The organism is Nocardia sp. XZ_19_231, assembly GCF_015355705.1.
GTDB classification, from domain to species: Bacteria; Actinomycetota; Actinomycetes; order Mycobacteriales; family Mycobacteriaceae; genus Nocardia; species Nocardia salmonicida.
Genome location: NZ_JACUZI010000008.1, coordinates 102,559 through 125,802, shown reverse-complemented (window position 1 = coordinate 125,802; position 23,244 = coordinate 102,559). Strand labels below are relative to the sequence as shown.

The window sequence follows — 23,244 nt, the reverse complement described above, 5'->3', positions numbered from 1 at the left end:
CGAGCCCGCATCCGTCACACCTCCACCTTCTATACGTAGGCGTATATCAGCGGTATTCTCAAGTTATACGCAGCCGTACACATGGAGGTTCCAGCTATGCGACTACCCGAATCGGCCCACACCGACCAACCCTGGCGCATCCACGAGATCGCCCCCGATTTCGACGTCGAGGACATCTGGCAGTTCCGCACCCCAGGCGGCGGCCCCGACGACTTCCCTGCCCTACTGGCCGCCCTCCAGGCCGAACGCGCCTCCGAATCCACCGGCATCAGCGGCCTACTGTTCAAGATCCGCTGGAAGCTGGGCGAACTGTTCGGCTGGGATCGCGAAGACACAGGCACCGGCACCCGAGTCGCCTCCCTCCGCGACCGCCTGCCCGCCGACCTCCGCGACACCGACGTCCCCGCCGAAGACAGCCCCCTCACCGCCCTCTACGTCCTCGACAACGAGTACGCCGCCGAAATCGCCAACGGCACGATGCACGGCATCATGCACCTCGGCTGGGTCCCCGACACCACCGGCTACCACCTACAGATGGCCGTCCTGGTGAAGCCCAACGGCTGGTTCGGCCGCTTCTACATGGCCCTGATCAAGCCCTTCCGCTACGGCATCGTCTACCCCGCGATGACCCGCAGCTGGGAACGAACCTGGAACGACCTCGCCGTCACGCGGTAGCCGACACGATTTCAGCCGGGTGCCGGAACGCGCTGGAATCAATGGCTTCTGGTCGGCAAAACCAATGGTAGAGGTCGGGGAGTTCGAGCACTATGTGCTGCGTGGATGCATCGTGTTCTACCGTGCTGCGTTGGCAGTTCGATCTTATCTGGTCCCTGTTCGAGTTCCATCTCGATCGGCTGGAGGACGACGACTTCCTGTGGGAGCCCGCGGATTTGTGCTGGACACTGCACCTCGATGAACGTGGCACCTGGAAGCCGGACTGGGCGGACTCCGAACCCGATCCGATTCCGGTCCCGACCATCGGTTGGATCAGCTGGCATATCGGGTGGTGGTGGAGCGTCGCCATCGATCACCTGGCAGCCCGCACTCCACGCGACCGTACCGAAATCGTGTGGCCGGGACCCGGGCCCGCGGTCGCGGACTGGCTGCGCGACTTGCGCGAGGAATGGCTACCGATTCTGGACCAGGCCACCGAGGCCGACCTTGCTGCCCCAGCGCCATTTCCATGGCAGGGCGACTCGGACAAGTCCGTTGCCCACACCTTCGCATGGGTGAACGCCGAGCTGATGAAGAACGTCACCGAGATCGGACAGTTACGGCTACTACGCGCCGCTCGCGAATCCGGCTTCTAGGCGCTGAGCGGGGCGGCGGTGACGCCATAGCCGAGGTTGGTGAGGACTTCGCTGGTGGCTTTGGCGAAGTTCAGGGTGATGAAGTGGAGGCAGGGGGCGCCTTCGTCGGTGAGGCGTTGGGCCATTTCGGTGGCTATCTGGATGCCTTCGGCGCGGACCGCGGCGCGGTCTTCCTCTGGGCCGGTGCCTGCCGCGCGGGTGAGGCGGGCTACGACGTCGGCGGGGACGGGGCGGCCGCTGAGCTCTTCGGCGCGGGCGACGGTGCGCAGGGAGGTGATGGGCATCAGCTCGGGGATGATCGGCTTGGCGCCCTCGATGGGGTCCATGGCGATCACGCGGTCGCGTAGACGCAGGTAGTGCTCGACGTCGAAGAACATCTGGGTGATCGAATACTCCGCTCCCGCACGGAGTTTCGCGGCCAGGTGGTGGGTGTCATGGTCGAGGTCGGGCGAGCGGTGGTGACCCTGGGGGAACGAGGCGACGCCGACGTGGAAATCGCCGAGGTCACGCACGATGCGAACCAGTTCCTCGGCGTATTCGACACCACCGGGGTGCTTGGCCCATTCGCCCAGTGGGTCGCCGGGCGGGTCGCCGCGCAGGACCAGGACGTTGCAGATGCCGGAGTCGGCGTAGGAGCCGATCAGGGAGCGCAGTTCGGCGATGCTGTGGCCGACCGCGGTGAGGTGAGCGACCGGGAGCAGGGTGGTTTCCTGCGCGAGGGCACCGGTGATGCGCACGGTGCGGTCGCGCGTGGAGCCGCCCGCGCCGTAGGTCATCGACACGAAGGCGGGATGCATGCGTTCGAACTCGCGGACCGCACGCCACAGCCGAGCCTCGCCCGCCGCGTCGCGCGGGGGGTTGAACTCCACGGAGAAGGGCACGCCACTGCCCGAGTGAGTGCGCAGACTCTGCACCACCGAAGGGGTGTTCGAGACGATCGACGGCCGCTGGGCGGGTCGATCTGGGGTCGAACTTCCCCGTCCATTGTCGAAATCCACCGGCTCAGTCTAGTGGGAAGCGATGACGCAGCAGCACCGACTGGGAATCCGGCCACCGAACACCGGGGCAGAACCCACCGAAACGCCGGGTGTGGGCTGCGTCGCAGCGGCGCTGTGCGCCGGGAGCCCGCCGAGCCCGCCCGCGTATCGTTCGACACAACGCTGGTGACCGCACCACCGAGTGCCCAACCGGTCCCGCTGTTCGCCCACTTCGCCCCTGGAGGCCGCCCTGTCCGCCGGAATCGGTACCCCGCTCTCCCGGTCTGCCGCCGACGCTCTGACCTCGGTCGATCTCGTCGCGCTGACACCGGGCACATCGGCCTTCGTCGCCGCTGTCGAACAGGTGCTGACCAGTTTCTTCGCCACCCGGCGTGAGATCGTCGAGCCGCTGGGACCCGTCTTCATCGATGCCGTCGAGGCGCTGCAACAGTTCGTTGTCCGTGGCGGCAAGCGGACGCGGCCGGGGTTCGCGTGGACCGGGTGGCTGGGCGCCGGTGGCGACCCCGCGGGGCCCGACGCCGCCGCGGTACTCACCGCCTGTTCGGCGCTGGAATTGGTACAGGCGTGCGCGCTCGTGCACGACGACATCATCGACTCCTCGCGGACGCGGCGCGGGTTCCCGACCGTGCACATCGACTTCGAGGATCGGCACGAGGCGGCGGGCTGGCCCGGCGACGGCGCCGCCTACGGCTCGGCCGTCGCGATTCTGATCGGCGATCTCGCGCTGGCCTGGGCAGATGATCTGGTCAACGAAGCCGGGTTGCACCCACTCGCGCTGGCCCGGTTCGCACCGGTGTGGGCGCGGATGCGGACCGAGGTGCTGGGTGGGCAGCTCCTCGACATCAACGGCGAGGCCGGTGGCGACGAATCGGTCGAGGCCGCCTTGCGGATCAACCGGTACAAGACCGCCGCTTACACGATCGAACGGCCGTTGCACCTGGGTGCGGTGCTCGCGGGCGCCGACGACGCGCTGGTGGACGCGCTGCGAACCTATGGGACCGACGTGGGGATCGCGTTCCAGCTGCGTGACGACTTACTCGGCGTGTTCGGCGACCCGGTGGTGACCGGGAAGCCGTCGGGCGACGACCTGCGCGAAGGCAAGCGCACCGTACTGATCGCCGAAGCGCTGCGCCGGGCCGACCAGGCATCCGCGGACCTGATCCGGACGGGCCTCGGCACCGACCTCGACGATGCTGCCGTCGATCAGCTGCGCACTGTGCTCACCGACCTCGGCGCGGTCGACGAGGTGGAGCGGCGGATTGCCGAGCTCACCGAGACCGGGCTCGCCGCGGTCGCGACCAGTTCCGCGACGCGGGAAGCCAAGCAGTTGCTCCACGCCATGGCGTTGGCCGCCACTCGCCGCGCAGCCTGATAGGAAAAGTGTTGTGGGACAAGCGAATCATGTCGTCGTAGTCGGAGCCGGGCTGGCAGGTCTGGCGGCCGCGCTGCATCTGCGGGGCGCGGGCCATCAGGTGACGGTGCTGGAGCGAGCCGATCATCCGGGCGGGCGGGTGGGTCGCTACCGGTTCGACGACTACGAGATCGACAGTGGCGCAACCGTACTCACCCTGCCCTCGGTGATCGACGACGCACTGGCCGCCGTCGGGCACACCAGGGAGAGCGTCGACCTGCGCATCCACCGTCTCACCCCCGCCTATCACGCACGCTTCGCCGACGGCAGCGACATCCGCGTGTTCGACGATGCCGACCAGATGGCCGCCGAGGTCGAAAGTGCTTGCGGGCCCGCCGAAGCGCACAACTACCGGCGACTGCGCGACTGGCTCGGTCGCATCTACGACGCCGAGTTCGACGAGTTCATGAACGCCGATTTCGATTCGCCACTCGACATGGTGCGCACGCCGCGCGCCAGGGCCGCGTTGGCCGCGCTCGCCAAGCTCGGCGGGTTCGGCAAGCTGGGGCCTCGCGTGCGGTCTTACCTGCGCGACGAGCGGCTGACCAGGCTGTTCACCTTCCAAGCTCTGTACGCGGGCATGTCCCCGGATGACGCGCTGGCGGTCTACGGTGCGATCCCGAACATGGATACCTGCCTCGGGGTCTACTTCCCCGAAGGGGGGATGCGCGCGATCACGGCCGCGCTCGCCGAGGCATTTACCGCCGCGGGTGGTCAGCTCGTTCTGAACGCCGAGGTCGACGGCATCGACTACGGGTTGCGCACCGACCGGATGCCGAACACCCTCGGCCGGAAGGATTCCGCGTGGACCCGCAGCATCCGCGCGAACACCGGTGGCCGACGCGCCGAAGCCGTTCGCACGACAGACGGCGGCACCTATCCTTGCGACGCGGTGGTCCTCACCGCCGATATCGGCTCACTGCCTCGATTCGGCCTGCGCCACCGCCGCGGCCTGCGCGCCTCGCCGTCGGCGGTGGTCGCCCACGGCACCATTCCCGCCGAGATCGCCGCGAACTGGCCCGTGCAGGCGCATCACACCATCGAGTTCGGCGCCGCCTGGGCGCAGACGTTCGCCGAGATCGCCGCGCGCGAGGGTCGCGGCCGACTCATGAGCGATCCTTCGCTGCTGCTCACGCGGCCCGCGCTGACCGACGCCGACCAGTTCGTCGACCGGGCGACCGGCCGCTTCGAACCGCTGTCGGTGCTCGCACCCTGCCCCAACCTGACCGCCGCCCCGCTCGACTGGGACCGCCTCGGCCCGGCCTACCTGCGCGAACTGCTCGCAGTACTGGAGCAGCGCGGCTACACCGGAATCACCGAATATTTCCGCGTCGACCACCTCGACACACCCGCCACCTGGGCCGCCCAGGGCATGATCGCCGGCACGCCGTTCTCGATCGCGCACCTGTTCCGGCAAACCGGCCCGTTCCGGCCACGCAATCTGCCAAGGGGTGTGGACAACGTCGTTCTCGCAGGTTGCGGCACCACTCCGGGGGTGGGTGTGCCCACCGCGCTGCTGTCGGGCAAGCTGGCAGCGGCACGAATCACCGGCAGCCGGGCACACGCCGGTACCGACCACCGGGTTAGTGTTCCCACTTGAAGCCGTAAACTGACGGCCGACTTATCAGCTCGCGGTTGCGACCGCCGACCATCCGGGGGGACCGACCGAACATGCCGCCCTCCGAGACGACCGTAGGCACAATGGACAACACGCGCACACTCGAGCGCCAGCGCCACCTACCCGCTCGAACCGACCCCGGCGTTCGGACATGGCTGCGCACCGCAGGTGAGTTCGCCAGGAGCCCCGAAGGCCACGCGGCCCTCATGGGATTCTTCGGCGCGGCCATGATCACCTTCGGTGGCTTCGGCGCGGGCGCTGTCCGCAAACGCGACCCGCTGCTCGAGGCGCTGCACCTGTCCTGGCTGCGGTTCGGCCACGGGTACGCGTTGTCGTCGATCCTGATCTGGATCGGCGTGTTGATGATGATCACGGCGTGGGTTCGTCTCGGCCGGATCACCACCAGCAAAGGCGAGTCGACGGTCACCCTCAACGAGTTGCGGGCGATCGTCGGAATCTGGATCACGCCACTGCTGTTCGCGGCGCCGATGTTCAGCCGCGACGTGTACTCCTACCTTGCCCAGGGCGCGCTGCTACGCGACGGTTTCGACCCCTATCAGGTAGGACCCGTCGCCAATCCGGGTGTGCTGCTGGACAACGTGAGCACGGTCTGGACCACCACCACCGCGCCCTACGGTCCGGTGTTCTTGCTGATCGGCCGCGCGATCACCTCGATCACCGGCGACAATGTGATCGCCGGGACCATCGCCCTGCGCTTCGCGATGCTGCCCGGGCTGGCGCTGATGATGTGGGCCGTGCCGTATCTGACCAAGCATCTCGGCGGTAAGCCGACGGTGGCGCTGTGGTTGGCGGTGCTCAACCCACTGGTGCTGGTGCACCTGATCGGCGGCGTGCACAACGAGATGCTGATGGTCGGGCTGATGTGCGCGGGCGTCGCGCTCGTCCTCGAACGCCACCATGTGGCGGGCATCGTGGTGGTCGCCATCGGTGTCGCGATCAAGGCGACCGCGGGGGTGGCGTTGCCGTTCCTGGTGTGGATCTGGATTCTGCACGAGAAGGAACGACGAGCCGCCGAGCGTCGAGCCGTGGTGGATTCCGATGCCGCGCTCATCGAAGAGCAGAATCACCCCGACGCCGCCAGACCGTCCGCGGATATGCCGCACCCACTGTTCGTCTTCGCCAAGATCGCCGGAATCGGCGTGGCCGTGTTCGCGCTGGTATTCGGCGCGGCGTCGGCGATCGCGGGGGTCGGCTTCGGCTGGGTTACCGCGCTGCAGGGTTCGAACAAGATCATCAACTGGCTTTCGCTACCGACGATTCTCGCGCACATGGTCACCTGGGTGACCCCGCTGAATCACGACTCGGTGCTGCAGGTGACCCGCCCCCTGTGCCAGGTCGCCATGGTGGTGTTGCTCGTCGCGACGTGGTGGCGGTTCCGCCACAGCGAACGTGAGGCCGTGATGGGCATCATCATCGCCTTCGTCGCGATCGTGCTGCTCTCCCCCGCCGCGCTGCCCTGGTACTACTCGTGGCCGTTGGCGCTGGCCGCCGCGTTCGCCCTGTCGACCACCACGTTGATGTGGCTGGTGGGGATCTGCACGTGGTTGATGCTGGTGTTCCAGCCGGACGGGTCGATCGGGCTCTACAACTTCTGGCACGTCGCGCTGGCGACGTTCGCCGCCGTGGTCGCGGCGGTGTCGCTGCGGACCGTTGATCCGCTGCGTCTGCGCTCGGCCACGTCGAAGGCTGTGGCCGGCAAACCCTCGCCGCCCGTCCGGGCATGAGTGGTGCGCGGGAGCGCCAGGCATGATCGCGCACTCGGTACTTCCCGAGGCCCTGCCGCCGAGCGGCGATCTCGACGCGGCCTATGCGAGTTGTCGGCGGATCGCCGCTGAGCACGGGCGCACGTACTACCTGGCGACCACGCTGCTCTCGCCGGAGCGTCGACGGGCCGTGCACGCTCTGTACGCGTTCGCGCGAATGGTCGATGACATCGTCGACGACCCCGCGCGTGTCCTCGACCCGCGCGATGGCGCACGGCAGGTCGTCGACGTCGCCCCCGCTGACCACCTCGACCTCGTCGAGAAACAACTGCGCACGGCCCTCGAGCACCGTGCCATCGTCACCGCCGACGCGCGCCGACGCCAGATTGTCACCGCGGCCGCCGACACCATCGCCCGCTACGACATCGCACACAGCCATATCTGGACGTTCCTCGACGCCATGCGCATGGACGTCCCCGGTACGGCCGCCCACCGCACCCGCTACGCCACGATGAGCGAGCTCCGCGAGTACATGCGCGGATCAGCTGCCGCTATCGGCCTGCAACTGCTGCCGGTCCTCGGCACCGTCGTCCCCGTCACCGAGGCCGAACCCGCGGCCGCCGCCCTCGGCGAGGCCTTCCAGCTCACCAATTTCCTGCGCGACGTCGCCGAGGACCTCGACCGCGACCGCGTCTACCTGCCCACCGACGAACTACGGGCATTCGGCGTGGACGAAGCCCACCTGCGCGCCTGCCACCATCGCGGCCACACCGACGCACCCCTGCGACGCGCGCTGGCCCACCTGATCGCCGTCAACCGTGACATCTATCGGCAAGCCGTGCCCGGCATCGCCCTGCTCGCCCCCCGGGTCCGCCCGGCGATCGCCACCGCGGCCACCCTCTACGCCGAGATCCTCGACCGCATCGAAGCAGCCGACTACCAGGTCTTCAACAGCCGCGCCACGGTCCCCCGCCGTCGCCGAATCCTGGTCGCCGCCAAAGGCTTGGCCACCGGCCACCGCTAGTCGCCGGTCGACCGAACCAGCACCGCAAACCAGCTGATCCCCGCCCACATCGACGTCAGCGACGGTCTGATCGCGCAACGGCATCGACACACGGGCACACCGTGGCGACCCGAAATACCAAGCACTTCAAGGGCTCCGGTGCGGCCCTGGTGAACCCGTTCGATCCGGTCTGACGATCAGAAGGGTTCGGCGTGGGCGCGGCGGACTACCTCGCGGGCCAGTTGGCCGTGGAGGGCGTCGACGGGGCGGCCGGGGAGGGAGGGGTCATCGGTAAAGAGCCACTCGAGGATGTCCTCGTTGCTGTACTTGCCGTCACGCATCACGGTGATCACGCCGGGGAGCATGCGGACGATCTCGTCTTCGGAGTCGAAGAAGCGGGCGGGAATGCCGGGGACGCCGTTGCGGCGGATCGCGAGGATCTGGTGGTCACGCAGCAGTTGGTGCACCGAGGTGACCGGGACACCGAGTATGTCGGCCGCCTCGGGGAGCGAGACGATGGCTTCGGTGTCGGGCAGCACGTCGTTGCCGCAGGGGAAGGCACTCACCCGCACAACGGTAGTACGTGTCGGCGCGCACGCATCGTCTGGCATGCCAACACCACCCGGTTACCATCGTGGTGGCCGCACACGGCGGCCGGTTGAATGCCGGAGGACATCACTTGATCGGCCAGATGCTGGAAGGGCGCTATCGCATCGATGCGCCGATCGCTCGTGGCGGGATGTCGATGGTCTTCCGCGGGACCGACACCCGGCTCGATCGCCCCGTCGCGATCAAGGTCATGGACCCGAAATTCGCCGGCGACCCGCAGTTCCTGAGCCGCTTCGAGTTCGAGGCGCGCGCGGTGGCCAAGCTCAAGCACGCATCACTGGTCGCGGTCTACGACCAGGGTGTCGACGGCGAATACCCGTTCCTGATCATGGAGTTAGTCGAGGGCGGCACGCTGCGTGAGCTGCTGCGCGAACGCGGGCCGATGCCGCCACACGCCGTGCGGGCCGTGGCCGAGCCGGTGCTGCGCGCGATCGGCACCGCCCACGACGCCGGCCTGGTGCACCGCGACGTGAAGCCGGAGAACGTGCTGATCTCCGACGCGGGCGAGGTGAAGATCGCCGACTTCGGCCTGGTCCGCGCCGTGGCCGCGGCCAACACCACCTCCGCGAGCGTGATCCTCGGCACGGCCGCCTACCTCTCCCCCGAGCAGGTCACCACCGGCACCGCGGACGCCCGTAGTGATGTGTACTCCTTCGGCGTCCTGATCTTCGAACTGCTCACCGGGCGGGTGCCGTTCACCGGCGACAACTCGCTGTCGGTGGCGTACCAGCGGGTCGAGAACGACGTGCCCGCGCCGAGCAACTTCATCGGCGGCGTGCCCCCCGAATTCGACGCGCTCGTCGCCAAGGCCACCTCCCGCGACCCCGCGCAGCGCTTCGCCGACGCCAACGAGATGGCGGCGAAACTGCAGTCGATCGCGATGGAGCTGAACCTGCCGCCGTACCGGGTGCCCGCACCACGGGATTCGGCCGAACATCTCAGCGAGAGCTATCAGACCGGCGCCGCGCATCATCCCGGCGAGCGCCCGCTCACCCCGCCTCCGATCGCCGCGCACCATTCCCCCGCTCCGGAACCGCACCACACCAGGGTGGTGACCGCGCCGCGCCCGCGACCGGAGGTGTACGCCCCCGCACCGGCGGCGACTGCGTTCGGCACTGGCGACAGCCATGCTCGCCGAACAGGACTGGTGTGGGTGGGCATCGTCACCGCGCTGACCCTGTTGGTCGGCATCGGCGGCTGGTGGCTCGGGGTCGGTCGCTACAGCTCGGTGCCCCCGATCGCGGGCATGGACTCCGCGCGGGCCGTCGCCGTGCTGCAAGAGGCCGGTTTCGAAACAGAGCTGCGGCAGAAGGCTTCCGACACCATTCCGGTGGGCGGGGTTGTCGGCACCGATCCGTCGGCCGGGTCGCGGGTGACCAAGAGTTCCACGATCGCGGTGCTGATCTCGAACGGCAAACCGCGGGTGCCCGATATCAAGCCGGGCGATCAGATCAGCGCCGTCAATCAGGCGATCCGCGACGGCGGTCTGCAACCGATCGACGCCGGTGAAGCGGCCAGTACCGCACCGAAGGGCTCACTGGCGAAGGTGGAGCCAGCGCCGGGCACGATCCTGCCGATGGGCGGCCAGGTGAAGGTGTACCGCAGCAAGGGATCTCAGCCGGTGAACGTGCCCGATGTGCGTGGCAAGACCACCGAGGAGGCAGCCAGTGCGCTGACCACCGCGGGCCTGGTCGTTCGCGAGACGCGCGTGCAGTTCGACAAGAGCATCGAGGGCGACAAGGCCATCGCCACCGAGCCCGCCGTCGGCACCACCCTGCAGTCGGGCGACACCGTGACGCTGATCGTGTCGAACGCGGTGAAGGTGCCCAATGTGATGGGTCAAAGCGTCGGCAGTGCCCGTTCCAAGCTGCAACAGCTCGGTCTGCGGGTAGAGGTCAAATCCCTCACCGACTCCGACAGTTCGCTGGTGATCGGCCAGGTTCCCGGTTTCAACTCGAACGTGGAGGCGGGCAGCGTCGTGACGCTCACCGCCCTGCCTTGAAGGGGTAAGGATCCCGAGAAGGACAAAGAAAAACCCGGGCGCGGTCCTCGCTGACCGCCCCCGGACACCCCAAGTCCGCCATGACCGCACTGCCAGCCACGTACGACCCGACCGCGAGGAGGGTCCGCCGCGCAGCGGCGGTTCGCGCCAGCGCTCCAGAATTACCGCAGCATCTCGGCTACCAGGAACGACAGTTCCAGGGACTGCTGGGTGTTCAGGCGCGGGTCGCAGGCCGTTTCGTAGCGGCCGCCGAGGTCGAGGTCGGAGATGTCCTGGGCGCCGCCGAGGCACTCGGTGACGTTCTCGCCGGTCAGCTCGATGTGCAGGCCGCCGGGGTGGGTGCCCAGCGCGTGGTGGACCTCGAAGAAGCCCTGGACCTCGTCGACGATGCGGTCGAAGTGGCGGGTCTTGAACCCGGTGGACGACTCGTGGGTGTTGCCGTGCATCGGGTCGCACTGCCAGATCACCTGGTGGCCGGTGGCCTGCACCTTCTCGATGATCTGCGGCAGCACATCGCGTACCTTGCCATTGCCCATGCGCGCGACCAGGGTGAGCCGGCCCGGCTCGTTGTTCGGGTCGAGCCGCTCGACGTATTCCACGGCCAGATCCGGCGTGGTGGTCGGCCCGATCTTGAGGCCGATCGGGTTCGCGAGCAGTTCGGCCAGCGCGATGTGGGCGCCGTCGAGCTGACGGGTGCGCTCACCGATCCACAGGAAGTGCGCGGACAGGTCGTAGAGCAGCGGTTCACCGGTTTCGGACTCGCTCAGCCGCAGCATGGCGCGTTCGTAGTCCAGGACGAGCGCCTCGTGCGAGGCGTAGATGCGCGCGGTCTTCAGGCTGGGGTCGTTGACCTGACAGGCTGCCATGAAACGCAGCCCGCGGTCGATCTCCTCGGCGAGGGTCTCGTAGCGCGCGCCCGCGGGCGACTGGGCGACGAAATCGCGGTTCCAGTCGTGCAGGCGGTGCAGGTCGGCGGTGCCCGCACTGGTCAGGGCGCGGACCAGGTTCATCGCGGCGCTGGCATTGGCGTAGGCGCGGACCAGGCGGGACGGGTCGTGACGGCGCAGCGCCTCGTCGGCGACCAGGGAGTTGACCATGTCACCGCGGTAGGACGTCAGGCCCAGCGCGTCGGTGTCGGACGAGCGCGGCTTGGCGTACTGCCCGGCGATCCGCGCCACCTTCACCACCGGCAGGCTCGCGCCGTAGGTGAGCACCACGGCCATCTGCAGCAGCGTGCGGATATTGCCGCGGATGTGGGGTTCGGTGTTGTCGGCGAAGGTCTCCGCGCAGTCACCGCCCTGCATGAGGAACGCCTCGCCGCGAGCCACCTGTGCCAGCTGCGCCTTGAGGTCCTCGACCTCGGCGGGCAGGCAGATCGGCGGCACGCTCTCGAGCACAGTGCGCATGGTCGCGGCCTCGTCGGCGTCCCAGGACGGCTGCTGCAGGGCCGGGCGGGCCAGCGCAGCATCGAGGCGACCGCGCAACTCGTCGGGCAGCGGCGGCAGTTCCGGCAGGCGGTCAATGGGTACGTCGACGGTCCAGGTCACCAGTTAAGAATACGGCCCACAGCCACGGGCGTATATTCGGCGCACCTGTGGTGGCACCGCCGACCCGTGCGCGGTATGCGCGGCATACCGACATAAGGTTTCGTCAACCCGTCGTGGGTCCCTCGCCCGTCGCGTCGGGTCGGACCCCCCACGAGCAACCTACCGACACGAAGAGGCGATCTCCCTGCGATATTTCTACGACTCGGAATTCATCGAGGACGGCACGACGATCGACTTGATCTCGATCGGCGTCGTCTGTGAGGACGGGCGCGAGTATTACGCGGTGTCCACCGAATTCGATGCGAAGCGGGCAGGGCCGTGGGTACGCAAGCACGTGCTGCCGAAGCTGCCGACTGCCGGGTCGCCGCTGTATCGCACCAGGGAACAGATCCGCGACGACCTGTTCAAGTTCTTCCTGCCCCGGCCGAGTGTGCAGCCCGAGCTGTGGGCGTGGGTCGGCGCGTATGACCACGTGGCGCTGTGCCAACTGTGGGGTGACATGACCGCACTGCCCAAGGGCATGCCGCGCTACACCAACGAACTGCGCCAGCACTGGGCCGTCAACGGCAGCCCCGCCCTGCCGCCCATCCCCGACGACGCACACGACGCCCTCGCCGACGCCCGCCACAACCTGGCCAAGTTCGAGGCCATCGAGACATATCGGCGCACCCCGCGTCTGTAGGACAAAAGCGAAGGCCCCGAGTCGAATTCGACTCGGGGCCTTCGTGCTTCGTGCGGTTCGGTCAGTGACCGGACGGCTCGCTGTTGTTGGCGATCGCCTGCTGCTCGGCGAGAACGGTGAGCATCCGGTGCTCCTCGTTCTCCTCGATCTCGACCCAGCGCTCGCCCTCGGCCTTGGGATCGGCCTTGAGGAAGCTACCGGTACCCGGCTTGCCCGCCGAACCCAGCTTGTTCATCTTCTTGGGCACCGGGGCGCCCTGGTATTCCAGCGGGATGGCGTGGCCGTGTGCGTCCACACCACCCAGCGGCTGGTGCACCTCGATGTACTCACCGTGCGGCAGACGCTTGATCACACCGGTTTCGATGCCGTGCTCGAGCACCGCCCGGTCACTGCGCTGCAGACCGATGCAGAACCGGTAGGTGATGAAGTACGCGATCGGCGGCAGCAACAGCAGACCGATACGACCGATCCAGGTGGTCGCGTTCAGCGAGATGTCGAACTTCAGCGCGATGATGTCGTTGACACACGACAGCGTGAGCACCACGTAGAACGCGATGGACATGGCGCCGATCGCGGTACGCACCGGCACGTCGCGCGGACGCTGGAGCAGGTTGTGATGCGCCGTGTGGTCGTTGGTGAGGCGCTTCTCGATCCACGGGTAGGCGATCAGCAGCGTGAACACCAGACCCATGACGAGCGCGACCCAGAACGCCGCCGGGATCGTATATCGACCCAGGTAGAGCTCCCACGGCGGCATCAGACGCGCCATACCGTCGGTCCACATCATGTAGAAGTCGGGCTGTGAACCCGCCGACACCTGTGACGGGTTGTACGGACCGAGGTTCCAGATCGGGTTGATCTGCAGGACACCGCCCATGATGCCGACGATGCCGAGGGTGAACGCGAAGAACGCGCCCTGATCGGCGGCGAACACCGGGATGATGCGCGCACCGACGACGTTGTGCTCGGTGCGGGCCGGCCCGGGGAACTGGGTGTGCTTCTGGTACCAGACCAGCGCGACGTGCGCGCCGATCAGCGCCAGGATGATGCCGGGCAGCAACAGCACGTGCGCGATGTAGAGGCGCGGGATGATGATGTCGCCGGGGAAGTCGCCGCCGAACATCAGCCAGTGCATCCAGGTACCCATGATCGGGACACCGATGGTGATACCCGAGAACGCGGCACGAAGACCGGTACCGGAGAGCAGATCGTCGGGCAGCGAGTAGCCGAAGAAGCCTTCGAACATCGCCAGGATCAGCAGCAGCGAGCCGATCACCCAGTTCGCCTCACGCGGCTTGCGGAACGCGCCGGTGAAGAAGATGCGGAACAGGTGGATGATGATCGACGCCGCGAACAGCAGGGCCGCCCAGTGGTGGATCTGCCGGACGAACAGACCGCCGCGCACCTCGAAGGAGATGTTCAGCGCGGTCTCGTACGCCCGCGACATGCCGACGCCGCGCAGCGGCTGGTAGGCGCCGTCGTAGACCACGTGGGTCATCGACGGGTCGAAGAACAGCGTCAGGTACACACCTGACAGCAGCAGGATGATGAACGCGTACAGCGCGATCTCACCCAGCAGGAATGACCAGTGGGTCGGGAAGACCTTGTTGATCGACCGCTTGACGAACGCCGCGGCGCGATACCGCTCGTCCATCTCGTTTACCTGGCTCATGAACGACGCTCCCAGAAGGCCGGGCCGAGCGGCTCGATGAAGTCGCCCGCGGCGACCAGGAAGCCCTCGGAGTTGACGGTGATCGGCAGCTGAGGCAGTGCACGGGCGGCGGGACCGAAGATCGGCTTGGCCCACTCGGTCGCCAGGAACTGCGACTGGTGGCAGGGGCACAGGATCCGGTTGGTCTGCTGCTCGAACAGCGAGGTGGGGCAGCCGAGATGGGTGCAGATCTTCGAGTAGGCGAAGTAATCGCCGAAGTTGAAGCTCTCCTGGCCTTTGCGCTTGATCGCCTTCTCGGCGTCTTCGGTGCGCAGGCGGATCATCATGACCGCGTTGCGGATACCGCGCAGCGACTGCAGGGTTTCGTGCTCGTCCCCGCGCCACTTCTCTTTCCACGGGAACACGGTTTCCATCGAGCCCGCGTCCAGGTCTTCCGGACGCACCAGCACGATGTCACCGGGGCGACCGGTGTCGCGGCGGATGTAGATGGTCTCGCCCGGGTAGTCCGGGGTCCAACCCGATACCCACAGCGGCGACTTGTCGCCCTTGGCCCACGGGTTCTTGACCATGCCGCCGATGAAGACCAGCGCGGCACCGATACCGAGCACGCCGACACCGGCGCCCGCGGTACCGAGCATCATCTTGCGGCGACCGAGGGTGGAGGTGTCGAGCGCGTCCTGCATCTGGGCCGCCAGGGTGCGACGCTCGACCTCGTCCGACGGGCCGTCGTGGCGCTGCTGGATCGAGATCTCGGCCGGGATGAACCTCTTACGGATCAACACGACCGCGATGCCGATGACCAGCACCGAGATGCCGAAGGTCAGGCCGATGAGCGGGGTGTACAGCGAGTAGGCGGCATGGCCTTCATCGCCGTAGCCCTTCCACTCCCACGGCCAGAACAGGAAGACACCGATGAGCGCGGCAGCGGCAAGGCCGGAGATCGCGAACCAGAACGTGACCGCACGTTCGGCGCGCTTCTCGGCCTTGGTGCCCGGCACCGGCCACCGCTCGTTGCGGTAGACGACATCGACGTCGTCGCGATTGGTGCCGAGCTCGACCAGCTCGTCACGCGACATCGCGTCCAGTTCGTCTTCGGTGGGTTCGCGACCCATGTCGCTGTGCTCCTGTCCACTCATGATCGGGATCCGATCCACATCGCGGCGCCGACCACTGCGGTGATGCCGATGACCCAGATCGCCAAACCTTCGGTCGCCGGACCGAAACCGCCGAGGTCCCAGCCGCCGGGCGACCTCTCCTCCGCGGAGTTCTTGACGTAGGCGACGATGTCGCGCTTCTCTTCCGGCGTCAGCTGCCGGTCGGAGAACTTGGGCATGTTCTGCGGGCCGGTGATCATCGCGTCGTAGATCTGCTGCTCGTTGGCCTCGGCCAGCGGCGGCGCGAACTTACCGCCGGAGAGCGCACCACCGCGACCGGTGAAGTTGTGGCAGGAGGCGCAGTTCATGCGGAACAGCTCCGAACCACGGGCGATGTCGTCGCCGCGCAGCGATTCCTGGGCGATCTCGCCGTTGGCGTCACGGATCACCGAGGGGCCACCACCGTTGGCGGCGACGTAGGCGCCGATCGCATCGGTCTGGTGCGCGTCGAACTTCTCCGGCTTACGCACCGCCTGGGCGCCGTTGACGGCCATCGGCATACGACCGGAGGAGACCTGGAAGTAGACCGCGGCCTCGCCGACACCGATCAGGCTGGGACCACGATCGGCGACACCCTGCAGGTTCGCGCCGTGGCACGTGACGCAAGAGGTCTCGTAGAGCTGCTTGCCCTCGCGAATGAGCGCGGACTGGTCCTCGTGCGCGGTCGCGACCTGGGCCTGCGGGGTGAGCGCGGTAGCCAGGAAGCCGGCTCCGACCAAGCCGATCATCAGCGCGAGAGCACCCGCGATACGACGGCGGGCGCGGCGCTGCTTACGCGCCTTGGCGGCCTGTGCGTCCTGCCCGGCGCCGGGGCCGGCGGGCTCTTGGGCCGACGGGGGAGATGAACTCATCTGTGTCCCTTTGGAGTAGACGGAACCGACTTGTGCAAAAGCTGTGTGCGCCGCGCGCTAACGGACGAAGTAGATCGTGGCGAACAGCCCGATCCAGACGATGTCGACGAAGTGCCAGTAGTACGACACCACGATCGCTGCGGTGGCCTGGGCGGGGGTGAACTTGCTCAGCGTGGTGCGGACGAGCAGGAACACGAACGCGATCAGACCGCCGATCACGTGCAGACCGTGGAAGCCGGTGGTGATGTAGAAAACCGAGCCGTACGAGCTGCCGGCGATCGAAGTTCCCTCCTCCACCAGGTGGTAGTACTCGTAGCCCTGCCCGGCGACGAAGAACGCGCCCATCACCAGGGTGATCGTGTACCAGCGACGAAGGCCGAACACGTCGCCCTTCTCCGCGGCGAACACACCCATCTGGCAGGTGAACGAGGACGCGATCAGGACGGCCGTCACCGGAATCGCGAGCTTCATGTTCAGCTCGGTCGGCTCCGGGGGCCAGTTCCCGTGCGCCTGCGCGCGAGCAACGAAGTACATGGCGAACAGGCCGGCGAAGAACATCAGCTCGCTGGACAGCCAGATGATGGTTCCGACGCTGACCATGTTGGGCCGGTTCAGCGAATGCACACGCTGAGTAATGGCCGATCCTGGGGTGCCTACTGCGGTCGTCACGGGGTAAGTATGACTCTTCGTAGTACGACACATGTACCCGGGTACGAAAGTTTGTGGCGCAAGTCGGAAAACCCACGCACAGAGGGGGTCTACGGCTTCCGTCGGCGTGTTGGCGACGATCGCGCGACAACTCATTGTGGCAGCGTTGGATGTGGATAGGCTGAGACGAGGAGGCGACGATGGTCGTGGTGCGGATGTGGCGGCGACTGTTCGGTGGGTCGACGCAGAAGTTGGACCCGGAGCGCGACGATCTCGTCGTGGTCGCATCGAGTTTCGACGATGTCGAGGCTTGTTCGACCGCGCTGGACCGCGCCGGTGAGCTGGATCGGGAGGCCGACGCGGTGTTGCGCCATCATCTGCGGCTACCCGCCGACCAGATCGAGGCCGCGTGCGAGATCGCCGGATATGACGGATACGAACGCGCCGAGGCCACCGCTACCGCGCCGGACCTGGTTCCGATCATCTTGCAGCGGATACAACGGCTCGATCCGCTGACCTGCTCGCAGGAACGCTCGCGAATGGCCGGGCTCGCCCAGCGCCACGACGGCGTAGCCGACGGTTGGGACGCGCTGCAGCCGCCGCGTACCGCCCCGTAAACTTGCCCGACGGCGTAAATGACCTTGCGCCGCCTCCGCGTGCCCGATCTACAGTGGCGCAACGGTGTCGTCGAAGGAGAAGCAGAGCAGATGAGCGCACGCAGCTGGCCCCAGGTGCTCGGAACCCTCGCCGACGGTGGCGACCTGGCCGCGGACGACACCACCTGGGTGATCGACGAGATCTTCACCGACAACGCCACCGCGGCCCAGATCGCGGCGTTCGGCGTCGCCATGAAGATCAAGGGCCCGACGCCGACCGAACTGGCGGGCATGGTGGCCGGGATGCTCGGGCACGCGCGCCTGGTCCGCATCGATGGCGACGCGGTCGATGTCGTCGGCACCGGTGGCGACCGTTCCGGCTCGGTGAACATCTCGACCATGTCCTCGGTGGTCGTGTCCGCCGCCGGGGTGCCCGTGGTCAAGCACGGGAACCGGGCAGCCTCGTCGAAGTCCGGTGGTGCCGATGTGCTCGAAGCGCTGGGGGTCAAGCTCGCGCTCGGACCCGAGTCGGTGGCCCGGTCGGTGCGCGAGGTGGGGATCGGGTTCTGTTTCGCGCCGCTGTTCCACTCGGGGCTGCGTTTCGCCGGGGCCGCGCGCAAGGAGATCGGCATTCCGACCGTGTTCAACGTGTTGGGCCCGCTGACCAATCCGGCACAGCCACGCGCCGGGCTGATCGGGTGCGCGTTCGCCGATCTCGCGCCCGTGATCGCCGGAGTCTTCGCGGCGCGCGGGGCGAGCGCGCTGGTGGTGCGGGGGCGCGACGGGCTCGACGAGATCACCACCTCCGACCTCACCGATGTGTGGATGGTCAGCGGTGGGCGGATTCGTCAGACGGTGATCGATCCGACCCGGCTCGGCATCGTGCGGGTGGATCTGGACGACCTTCGTGGCGGCGACGCCGAGGTCAACGCCAAGGTCGCGCGCGATGTGTTCGCGGGAACGCCGGGGCCGGTTCGTGATGCGGTGCTGTTGAACTCGGCCGCGGCGATCGTGGCCTACGACCTCTCCCGCGGGGTCGGCGACGTCGATTCCGATCTCGACGCGGCGCTGGTCGGCGGGCTCGAGCGCGCCGCCGCCGCGGTGGACAGCGGAGCCGCCGCCACATTGCTGCAGAGCTGGGCCGAACTCACCCAGGTGCTCGACGAGCGCTGAGCCCGAGGGCTCACTCCCCCAGCGAGAATCCGGCCTCCACGTCGGCGCTGGAATAGGACTTGAAGGCGATGTGGGTGGTGGTGCGAACCACGCCGTCCACCTTGTCGATGCCCGCGGTGACCACCTCGGCGATGTGCGCGTGGTCGCGGACGCGCACGATCGCGATCAGGTCCACGTCGCCCGCGCAGGAGTACACCTCGGCGACTCCGTCGGTGTCGGCGAGGGCCTGCGCGGTCTCGGGGATGCGAGAGTTCTGCGCCTGGATCATCACGATCGCGGTAATCATGGGATCACTCTAGAACTTCCGGCCGCTCGGTGGCCGCTTTGAACCGTCGCATCAGGTCAAAGCTCTTCACACCGGGCGCCGATTCCACCGAACTGGACACGTCGACACCGTAGGGCCGATGCCGGGCGATGACGGCGGCGACGTTGTCCGGGTCGAGCCCGCCCGCCAGCACGACTCGCCCCGGCTGCGCGCGCACCCAGTCGGGGAACTCCTCGAAGACACCGGAGCCCGCGCTGGCGTCGTAGAAGAAGAATTCGCTGGTCTGCTCGAGGGCAGGCGGGTTCGAGGAGCAGAAGGCCAGGTTCGGCAGGTCGGCCCACTGGTAGAGCTGCACCACGTCGAACGCGTCGGCCACGTCGGTGACCTCGCTCGCCTCGAGGGCGACGGCGAAAGTCGTGATGCGACCGCGCGCGTAGTCGGCGAGGGCGCGCGCCTGTGCGGGGGTGCGGTAGCGCTTGCTCTTCGTTGTCACCATGACGCCGATCGCGGAGTACCCGAGCTCGATCGCCCAGTCGATCTGCTCCTCGGTGGTCAGACCGCACACCTTCACGAACATCCGCCGCTACTCCTCAATTCATAGGACCCGCCACACGGAATCCGGGTTCCATGATCCCAGGACGCCGGAGCGCACTGAGTAGTGCCTCGACCGCGCGGGCGATCTCGCTTCGTCATCGTTCGGCGAGGTACTGCTCCTGTTCGCTCCTGGTGGTCGCGGCGGTCCGCGCGAGCTGCGCCCAGCCCACCCACCGTGCGGCGCCGTGCAGCGGTTCGCGGTAGCCGTCGCTGGTTCGCACTATCCGGGCACCGGGTTTGGCGAGCCATCGGGCGATGACCCCGACTTCCTCCGGGGGTGCACCGCGCAGCGGCGGGATGTCGTCGTCGGGCTCGACGATCATGCCGTCGAGGGCAGCTACGGGCGGATCGCCCGCATCGGGGATCACGGTTTCGGCGGCGGCGACGATCTGGTCGACGACAGCCATCGGCGGGGTGCCGCGCGGGGCGGTGCCCGCGGCGGCGAGGCGGCCGTAGCGGATGACGGAGAATTCCCAGCCGCCCGCACCGTCGGGCAGCGCGATGATCAGTTCCGCGAGGCGAGCCAGGGCGGCGAGGCGCTGGGTGCGGTGCAGTTTGGTGACAACGGTGGCGGTGCGGTCACGCAAGCGAGCAGCTGCCTCGAAATGCTCTGCGGTGGAATGGGTTTCGATGCGATAGATCATCGCGCGCAGCAGGGTGTCGGCGCGGCCGGTCAGCAGGTCGCGGACCGCCTCGACGGCCGGGGCGTAGCTCGTCGCGTCGAGGTCGCCGTCTTCACGCGCGGCGGGGCAGCCGCCGACGACCGCGGGCGGACAGGTGTGTTTCGCCGTGCGGGTGAGGCGGGTGGCGCAGGTGCGCATCCCGGCGAATTCGGCGATCGTCGACGCCACATCGACCGCGTCGATCCGAGAGTTGAACGGCCCCAACGCTGTTCGACTCGGTGTGCGCACGGCTACCAGCCGAGGGAAGGCCTCGTCGCTGAGCGTGAGCCACCACCCACGCTGGGGGAACTTCGAGCGGCGGTTGTACGGCGGCGCGTGCGCGGCGAGCAACCGGAGCTCGCGCACCCCCGCTTCGAGACCGTGCGCGCACACCACATGGTCGACCCGAATCGCCAGTGCCACCATCTCTTTCATGCGGCCACGGGTCTCCGAGCCGGTGAAGTAGTTGCGCACGCGACGGCGCAAATTCACCGCTGTCCCTATATAGAGGACTTCGTCCGACGGTCCGCGGAAGAGATAGACGCCGGGCGCGGCGGGCAGGTCGGTCGCGAAAGTGCGCTTGGAGCGCTGGGTTCCGGTGACGCCGGGCAGATAGTCGAGCAGTTCGGTCAGGCTGTGCACGCCCTGATTGCCGACCCGCCCGATCAATGCGTGCAGCACGTCGACGGTGGCGCGGGCGTCGTCGAGCGCGCGGTGCGTCGGCGTGGTCGACGCACCGAGGATCTGCGCCAGCACACCGAGCCGCGCCGACGGGGCCTCGTCGCGCGTGAGCACCCGCCGCGCCAGCTTCACGGTGCACAGCACCTGCGGATTGGGCCACGCGATGTCCTGGCGCGCCGCGGCCGCTTTGAGAAACCCGGTGTCGAATCGCGCGTTGTGCGCCACCAGCACTGCCCCCGCCGCGAACTCGAAGAACCCGGGCAACACCCCCTCGATCCGCGGCGCGTCGTACACCATCGCCGTGGTGATCCCGGTGATCTGCACGATGGCGGGCGGAATCGCGTACCCCGGATTCACCAGGGTCGCGAACTCCCCCAGCACCTCGCCCCCGCGCACCTTCACCGCCCCGATCTCGGTGATCGCATCCCGATCAGCGCTGGTCCCGGTCGTTTCGAGGTCGACGACGACGAAAGTGGTGGCATACAGCGGGGTATCGAGCTCGTCGAAGGCCAACTGCCGAGCGGCAGCCGGGAGCGGAACGGGATCGGGCACGGCGAGCAGCGTAGGACGGGGGTCCGACAAGCTCGCCGTGCTCAGCGCTTCCTCATCCCCTTCAGATATCGCGCGAGCTCGTCGTAGCTGCCATCCCCGTTGGCGAATTCGACCACATTGCGGGCGGATTCGAACCACGCCCCAGTGCTCGGCCGGGTCCGGGCGAGCGCCGCCTGGATATCGGCCATACCGACCGGGCGTACCTCCCCCGACCGCATCGAGTCGGCCATGGCCAACTGGGTCGCCGAGGTGCAGACGTGGGCGAGGTCGGCGCCGGAGAGTCCGTCGGTGTGGGTGGCGAGGCTGTTGAGGTCGATGCCCGCCACGGGGCGGTCGCGCAGGTGGTAGTGCAGGATCGACTTGCGGGCGGCGAGGTCGGGCAGGCCGACGAAGATCATGCGGTCGAAGCGGCCGGGCCTGCGCAGCGCGACGTCGACATCCCACGGGTGGTTGGTCGCGCCGAGCACGAACACCCCTTCATTGCTGTGGGTGGCCGAATCCATCTCGGTGAGCAGTTGGTTCACCACCGTGCGCATGGTCGTGGACGCCTGCATCTGACTGCGCTTGTGGCCGAGCGCGTCGACCTCGTCGAGGAACAGCACGCACGGAGCGTTGCGACGGGCCATCTCGAAGATGCTGTGCACATTGCGTTCGCTGGCGCCGGTGTAGATGTCGAGGATGTCGGTGATCTCGATCGGGTAGAAGTTGGCGCCGAGCTCGCCTGCGACCGCCGAGGCGATGAAGGTCTTGCCGCAACCGGGCGGGCCGTAGAGCAGCAGGCCGCCGCGCGCCGAGGTGCCGAACGCCTTGGCCAGTTCCGGATTGCGCAGCGGACCGAGCAGGGTGAGGTCGAGTTGCTGTTTCACCTCGGACATACCGCCGACATCGGCCAGACGCAGGGCCGGGCGCTCGACGGTGGCGGCATCGGCATCGGTGACGAACTCGGTGGGGGCACCGTGCACGAACGCCGGTTCGATGATGCCGCCGACCTCGTCCTCGGCGGCGGCCCAGTCGAAGTCCGGCTGCGCCGCGGCGGGTGCGCCGACGGAACCGGGCGAGGAGGTGTCAGACAAGGGCGCCGGAGTTGCAGCAGGCACCGGAGAACCGCCGGACAACGCCGTTGTACACCGCGTTATCAACCCCAGGACCTGGGCATTCCCCGGATCCTGGCCGAGCGCGGCGCCGCAGTGGGCGAGTGCGTCGGCATAACGCTGCCGCTCGATCAACAGCTCGATGACGCACACGCGCAGCGCGAGCACCCCCGGACTGCGATCCAACATCGTCAGCATGTCGGTCAGAACCTGGTCGTCAGCCACCCGCGCCCCCTTCGAACTGCGAACATTCGGCCGTACCCTAACCACCACAACGGCTTTCCCGCCAAGCGGCGAGCATGCGAATACCACGAAGCGGCCCGTCCCGCGACCCGGCACAACGTGGACCCGCGAACTCCGAAGCAGACAATTCGGCGCGAGCCTTTCGTTCTGATGCGAAC

Annotated in this window: 21 protein-coding genes; 10 read left to right on the top strand and 11 right to left on the bottom strand. The window is 67.8% G+C overall.

All coding sequences use genetic code 11. From position 1 onward, the window contains the following. Window positions 1-96: 96 nt before the first annotated feature. Window positions 97-675: a DUF2867 domain-containing protein gene (locus tag IBJ82_RS28660; protein ID WP_194829091.1), complete on the top strand. Its 579-nt coding sequence runs from the start codon at window positions 97-99 to the stop codon at window positions 673-675. 92 nt (window positions 676-767) lie between these two features. Further along, window positions 768-1,310, top strand: coding sequence for a DinB family protein (locus IBJ82_RS28655; protein ID WP_194829090.1), 543 nt, complete (start codon window positions 768-770; stop codon window positions 1,308-1,310). On the opposite strand, the gene IBJ82_RS28650 is transcribed toward IBJ82_RS28655, so the two are convergent. Beyond that, window positions 1,307-2,308, bottom strand: a complete 1,002-nt coding sequence (locus IBJ82_RS28650) for a methylenetetrahydrofolate reductase (RefSeq protein ID WP_370585530.1) — start codon at window positions 2,306-2,308, stop codon at window positions 1,307-1,309. The two genes, IBJ82_RS28655 and IBJ82_RS28650, sit on opposite strands and share 4 nt — an antisense overlap. A gap of 217 nt (window positions 2,309-2,525) precedes the next feature. Between IBJ82_RS28650 and IBJ82_RS28645 the strand changes: the two genes are divergently transcribed. The 4 genes from IBJ82_RS28645 to IBJ82_RS28630 all read left to right on the top strand — a co-directional run bounded on the left by IBJ82_RS28645 (window position 2,526) and on the right by IBJ82_RS28630 (window position 8,085). Then, complete coding sequence (locus IBJ82_RS28645; protein WP_194829174.1) at window positions 2,526-3,680, top strand: polyprenyl synthetase family protein; 1,155 nt, start codon at window positions 2,526-2,528, stop codon at window positions 3,678-3,680. A 13-nt stretch (window positions 3,681-3,693) separates the two neighbouring features. Next, on the top strand, window positions 3,694-5,319 hold the full coding sequence (crtI, locus tag IBJ82_RS28640; protein ID WP_194829089.1) for a phytoene desaturase family protein: 1,626 nt from the start codon (window positions 3,694-3,696) through the stop codon (window positions 5,317-5,319). Between the two features lie 101 nt (window positions 5,320-5,420). Then, window positions 5,421-7,082: an alpha-(1->6)-mannopyranosyltransferase A gene (locus tag IBJ82_RS28635; RefSeq protein WP_194829088.1), complete on the top strand. Its 1,662-nt coding sequence runs from the start codon at window positions 5,421-5,423 to the stop codon at window positions 7,080-7,082. 22 nt (window positions 7,083-7,104) lie between these two features. After that, window positions 7,105-8,085 carry a phytoene/squalene synthase family protein gene (locus IBJ82_RS28630; protein WP_194829087.1) on the top strand — a complete coding sequence of 327 codons (981 nt, stop codon included), beginning with the start codon at window positions 7,105-7,107 and terminating at the stop codon, window positions 8,083-8,085. A gap of 176 nt (window positions 8,086-8,261) precedes the next feature. Here the strand turns inward: IBJ82_RS28630 and IBJ82_RS28625 are convergent, their stop codons facing one another. Continuing rightward, on the bottom strand, window positions 8,262-8,630 hold the full coding sequence (locus IBJ82_RS28625) for an Rv2175c family DNA-binding protein (protein WP_370585529.1): 369 nt from the start codon (window positions 8,628-8,630) through the stop codon (window positions 8,262-8,264). A 125-nt stretch (window positions 8,631-8,755) separates the two neighbouring features. On the opposite strand from IBJ82_RS28625, the gene pknB reads away from it, so the two are divergent. After that, a complete protein-coding gene (pknB, locus tag IBJ82_RS28620; protein ID WP_194829173.1) occupies window positions 8,756-10,675 on the top strand; it encodes a Stk1 family PASTA domain-containing Ser/Thr kinase in 1,920 nt (639 codons plus the stop codon). Between the two features lie 161 nt (window positions 10,676-10,836). Here pknB and IBJ82_RS28615 read toward each other — a convergent pair whose 3' ends face one another. Continuing rightward, a complete protein-coding gene (locus IBJ82_RS28615) occupies window positions 10,837-12,222 on the bottom strand; it encodes a class II 3-deoxy-7-phosphoheptulonate synthase (RefSeq protein WP_194829085.1) in 1,386 nt (461 codons plus the stop codon). Between the two features lie 184 nt (window positions 12,223-12,406). Here IBJ82_RS28615 and IBJ82_RS28610 point away from each other — a divergent pair, with 184 nt between their 5' ends. Further along, window positions 12,407-12,904 carry a polyadenylate-specific 3'-exoribonuclease AS gene (locus tag IBJ82_RS28610; RefSeq protein WP_194829172.1) on the top strand — a complete coding sequence of 166 codons (498 nt, stop codon included), beginning with the start codon at window positions 12,407-12,409 and terminating at the stop codon, window positions 12,902-12,904. Window positions 12,905-12,965: 61 nt separating this feature from the next. On the opposite strand, the gene IBJ82_RS28605 is transcribed toward IBJ82_RS28610, so the two are convergent. From IBJ82_RS28605 to IBJ82_RS28590, 4 genes are read right to left on the bottom strand one after another with little or no spacing between them, the layout of a single operon-like run. Next, window positions 12,966-14,576, bottom strand: a complete 1,611-nt coding sequence (locus IBJ82_RS28605) for a cytochrome bc complex cytochrome b subunit (protein WP_228537824.1) — start codon at window positions 14,574-14,576, stop codon at window positions 12,966-12,968. Further along, window positions 14,573-15,712 (bottom strand): ubiquinol-cytochrome c reductase iron-sulfur subunit, encoded by a 1,140-nt coding sequence (locus tag IBJ82_RS28600; RefSeq protein WP_194829084.1) that lies wholly within the window; start codon window positions 15,710-15,712, stop codon window positions 14,573-14,575. The genes IBJ82_RS28605 and IBJ82_RS28600 overlap by 4 nt, the downstream gene beginning before the upstream one ends. After that, window positions 15,709-16,581 (bottom strand): c-type cytochrome, encoded by an 873-nt coding sequence (locus tag IBJ82_RS28595; protein WP_194829083.1) that lies wholly within the window; start codon window positions 16,579-16,581, stop codon window positions 15,709-15,711. The genes IBJ82_RS28600 and IBJ82_RS28595 overlap by 4 nt, the downstream gene beginning before the upstream one ends. A 57-nt stretch (window positions 16,582-16,638) precedes the next feature. Further along, window positions 16,639-17,250 carry a heme-copper oxidase subunit III gene (locus tag IBJ82_RS28590; RefSeq protein WP_194829082.1) on the bottom strand — a complete coding sequence of 204 codons (612 nt, stop codon included), beginning with the start codon at window positions 17,248-17,250 and terminating at the stop codon, window positions 16,639-16,641. A gap of 179 nt (window positions 17,251-17,429) precedes the next feature. Between IBJ82_RS28590 and IBJ82_RS28585 the strand changes: the two genes are divergently transcribed. Then, entirely contained in the window at window positions 17,430-17,846 is a 417-nt protein-coding gene (locus IBJ82_RS28585) for a hypothetical protein (RefSeq protein WP_194829081.1), read from the top strand. A gap of 90 nt (window positions 17,847-17,936) precedes the next feature. Further along, on the top strand, window positions 17,937-18,998 hold the full coding sequence (gene trpD / locus IBJ82_RS28580; protein WP_194829080.1) for an anthranilate phosphoribosyltransferase: 1,062 nt from the start codon (window positions 17,937-17,939) through the stop codon (window positions 18,996-18,998). A 10-nt stretch (window positions 18,999-19,008) separates the two neighbouring features. Here trpD and IBJ82_RS28575 read toward each other — a convergent pair whose 3' ends face one another. The 4 genes from IBJ82_RS28575 to IBJ82_RS28560 form a co-directional block, all read right to left on the bottom strand. Next, the gene (locus IBJ82_RS28575; RefSeq protein ID WP_194829079.1) at window positions 19,009-19,284 is read right to left on the bottom strand and encodes an Lrp/AsnC family transcriptional regulator; all 276 of its coding nucleotides are present in this window, start codon (window positions 19,282-19,284) and stop codon (window positions 19,009-19,011) included. Between the two features lie 4 nt (window positions 19,285-19,288). Then, window positions 19,289-19,840 carry a hypothetical protein gene (locus IBJ82_RS28570; RefSeq protein WP_194829078.1) on the bottom strand — a complete coding sequence of 184 codons (552 nt, stop codon included), beginning with the start codon at window positions 19,838-19,840 and terminating at the stop codon, window positions 19,289-19,291. Between the two features lie 112 nt (window positions 19,841-19,952). After that, the gene (locus IBJ82_RS28565; protein ID WP_194829077.1) at window positions 19,953-21,752 is read right to left on the bottom strand and encodes a DEDD exonuclease domain-containing protein; all 1,800 of its coding nucleotides are present in this window, start codon (window positions 21,750-21,752) and stop codon (window positions 19,953-19,955) included. A 41-nt stretch (window positions 21,753-21,793) separates the two neighbouring features. Beyond that, window positions 21,794-23,068, bottom strand: coding sequence for an ATP-binding protein (locus IBJ82_RS28560; protein WP_194829076.1), 1,275 nt, complete (start codon window positions 23,066-23,068; stop codon window positions 21,794-21,796). Window positions 23,069-23,244: the final 176 nt, after the last annotated feature.

Bases quoted from the DNA above. Each gene is read 5' to 3' on its own strand.
- IBJ82_RS28660 (WP_194829091.1), top strand. From the start codon at position 97: ATGCGACTACCCGAATCGGCCCACACCGACCAACCCTGGCGCATCCAC.
- IBJ82_RS28655 (WP_194829090.1), top strand. From the start codon at position 768: ATGTGCTGCGTGGATGCATCGTGTTCTACCGTGCTGCGTTGGCAGTTC.
- IBJ82_RS28635 (WP_194829088.1), top strand. From the start codon at position 5,421: ATGGACAACACGCGCACACTCGAGCGCCAGCGCCACCTACCCGCTCGA.
- IBJ82_RS28630 (WP_194829087.1), top strand. From the start codon at position 7,105: ATGATCGCGCACTCGGTACTTCCCGAGGCCCTGCCGCCGAGCGGCGAT.
- pknB (WP_194829173.1), top strand. From the start codon at position 8,756: ATGCTGGAAGGGCGCTATCGCATCGATGCGCCGATCGCTCGTGGCGGG.
- IBJ82_RS28605 (WP_228537824.1), bottom strand. From the start codon at position 14,576: ATGAGCCAGGTAAACGAGATGGACGAGCGGTATCGCGCCGCGGCGTTC.
- IBJ82_RS28600 (WP_194829084.1), bottom strand. From the start codon at position 15,712: ATGAGTGGACAGGAGCACAGCGACATGGGTCGCGAACCCACCGAAGAC.
- IBJ82_RS28595 (WP_194829083.1), bottom strand. From the start codon at position 16,581: ATGAGTTCATCTCCCCCGTCGGCCCAAGAGCCCGCCGGCCCCGGCGCC.
- IBJ82_RS28585 (WP_194829081.1), top strand. From the start codon at position 17,430: ATGGTCGTGGTGCGGATGTGGCGGCGACTGTTCGGTGGGTCGACGCAG.
- trpD (WP_194829080.1), top strand. From the start codon at position 17,937: ATGAGCGCACGCAGCTGGCCCCAGGTGCTCGGAACCCTCGCCGACGGT.
- IBJ82_RS28575 (WP_194829079.1), bottom strand. From the start codon at position 19,284: ATGATTACCGCGATCGTGATGATCCAGGCGCAGAACTCTCGCATCCCC.
- IBJ82_RS28570 (WP_194829078.1), bottom strand. From the start codon at position 19,840: ATGTTCGTGAAGGTGTGCGGTCTGACCACCGAGGAGCAGATCGACTGG.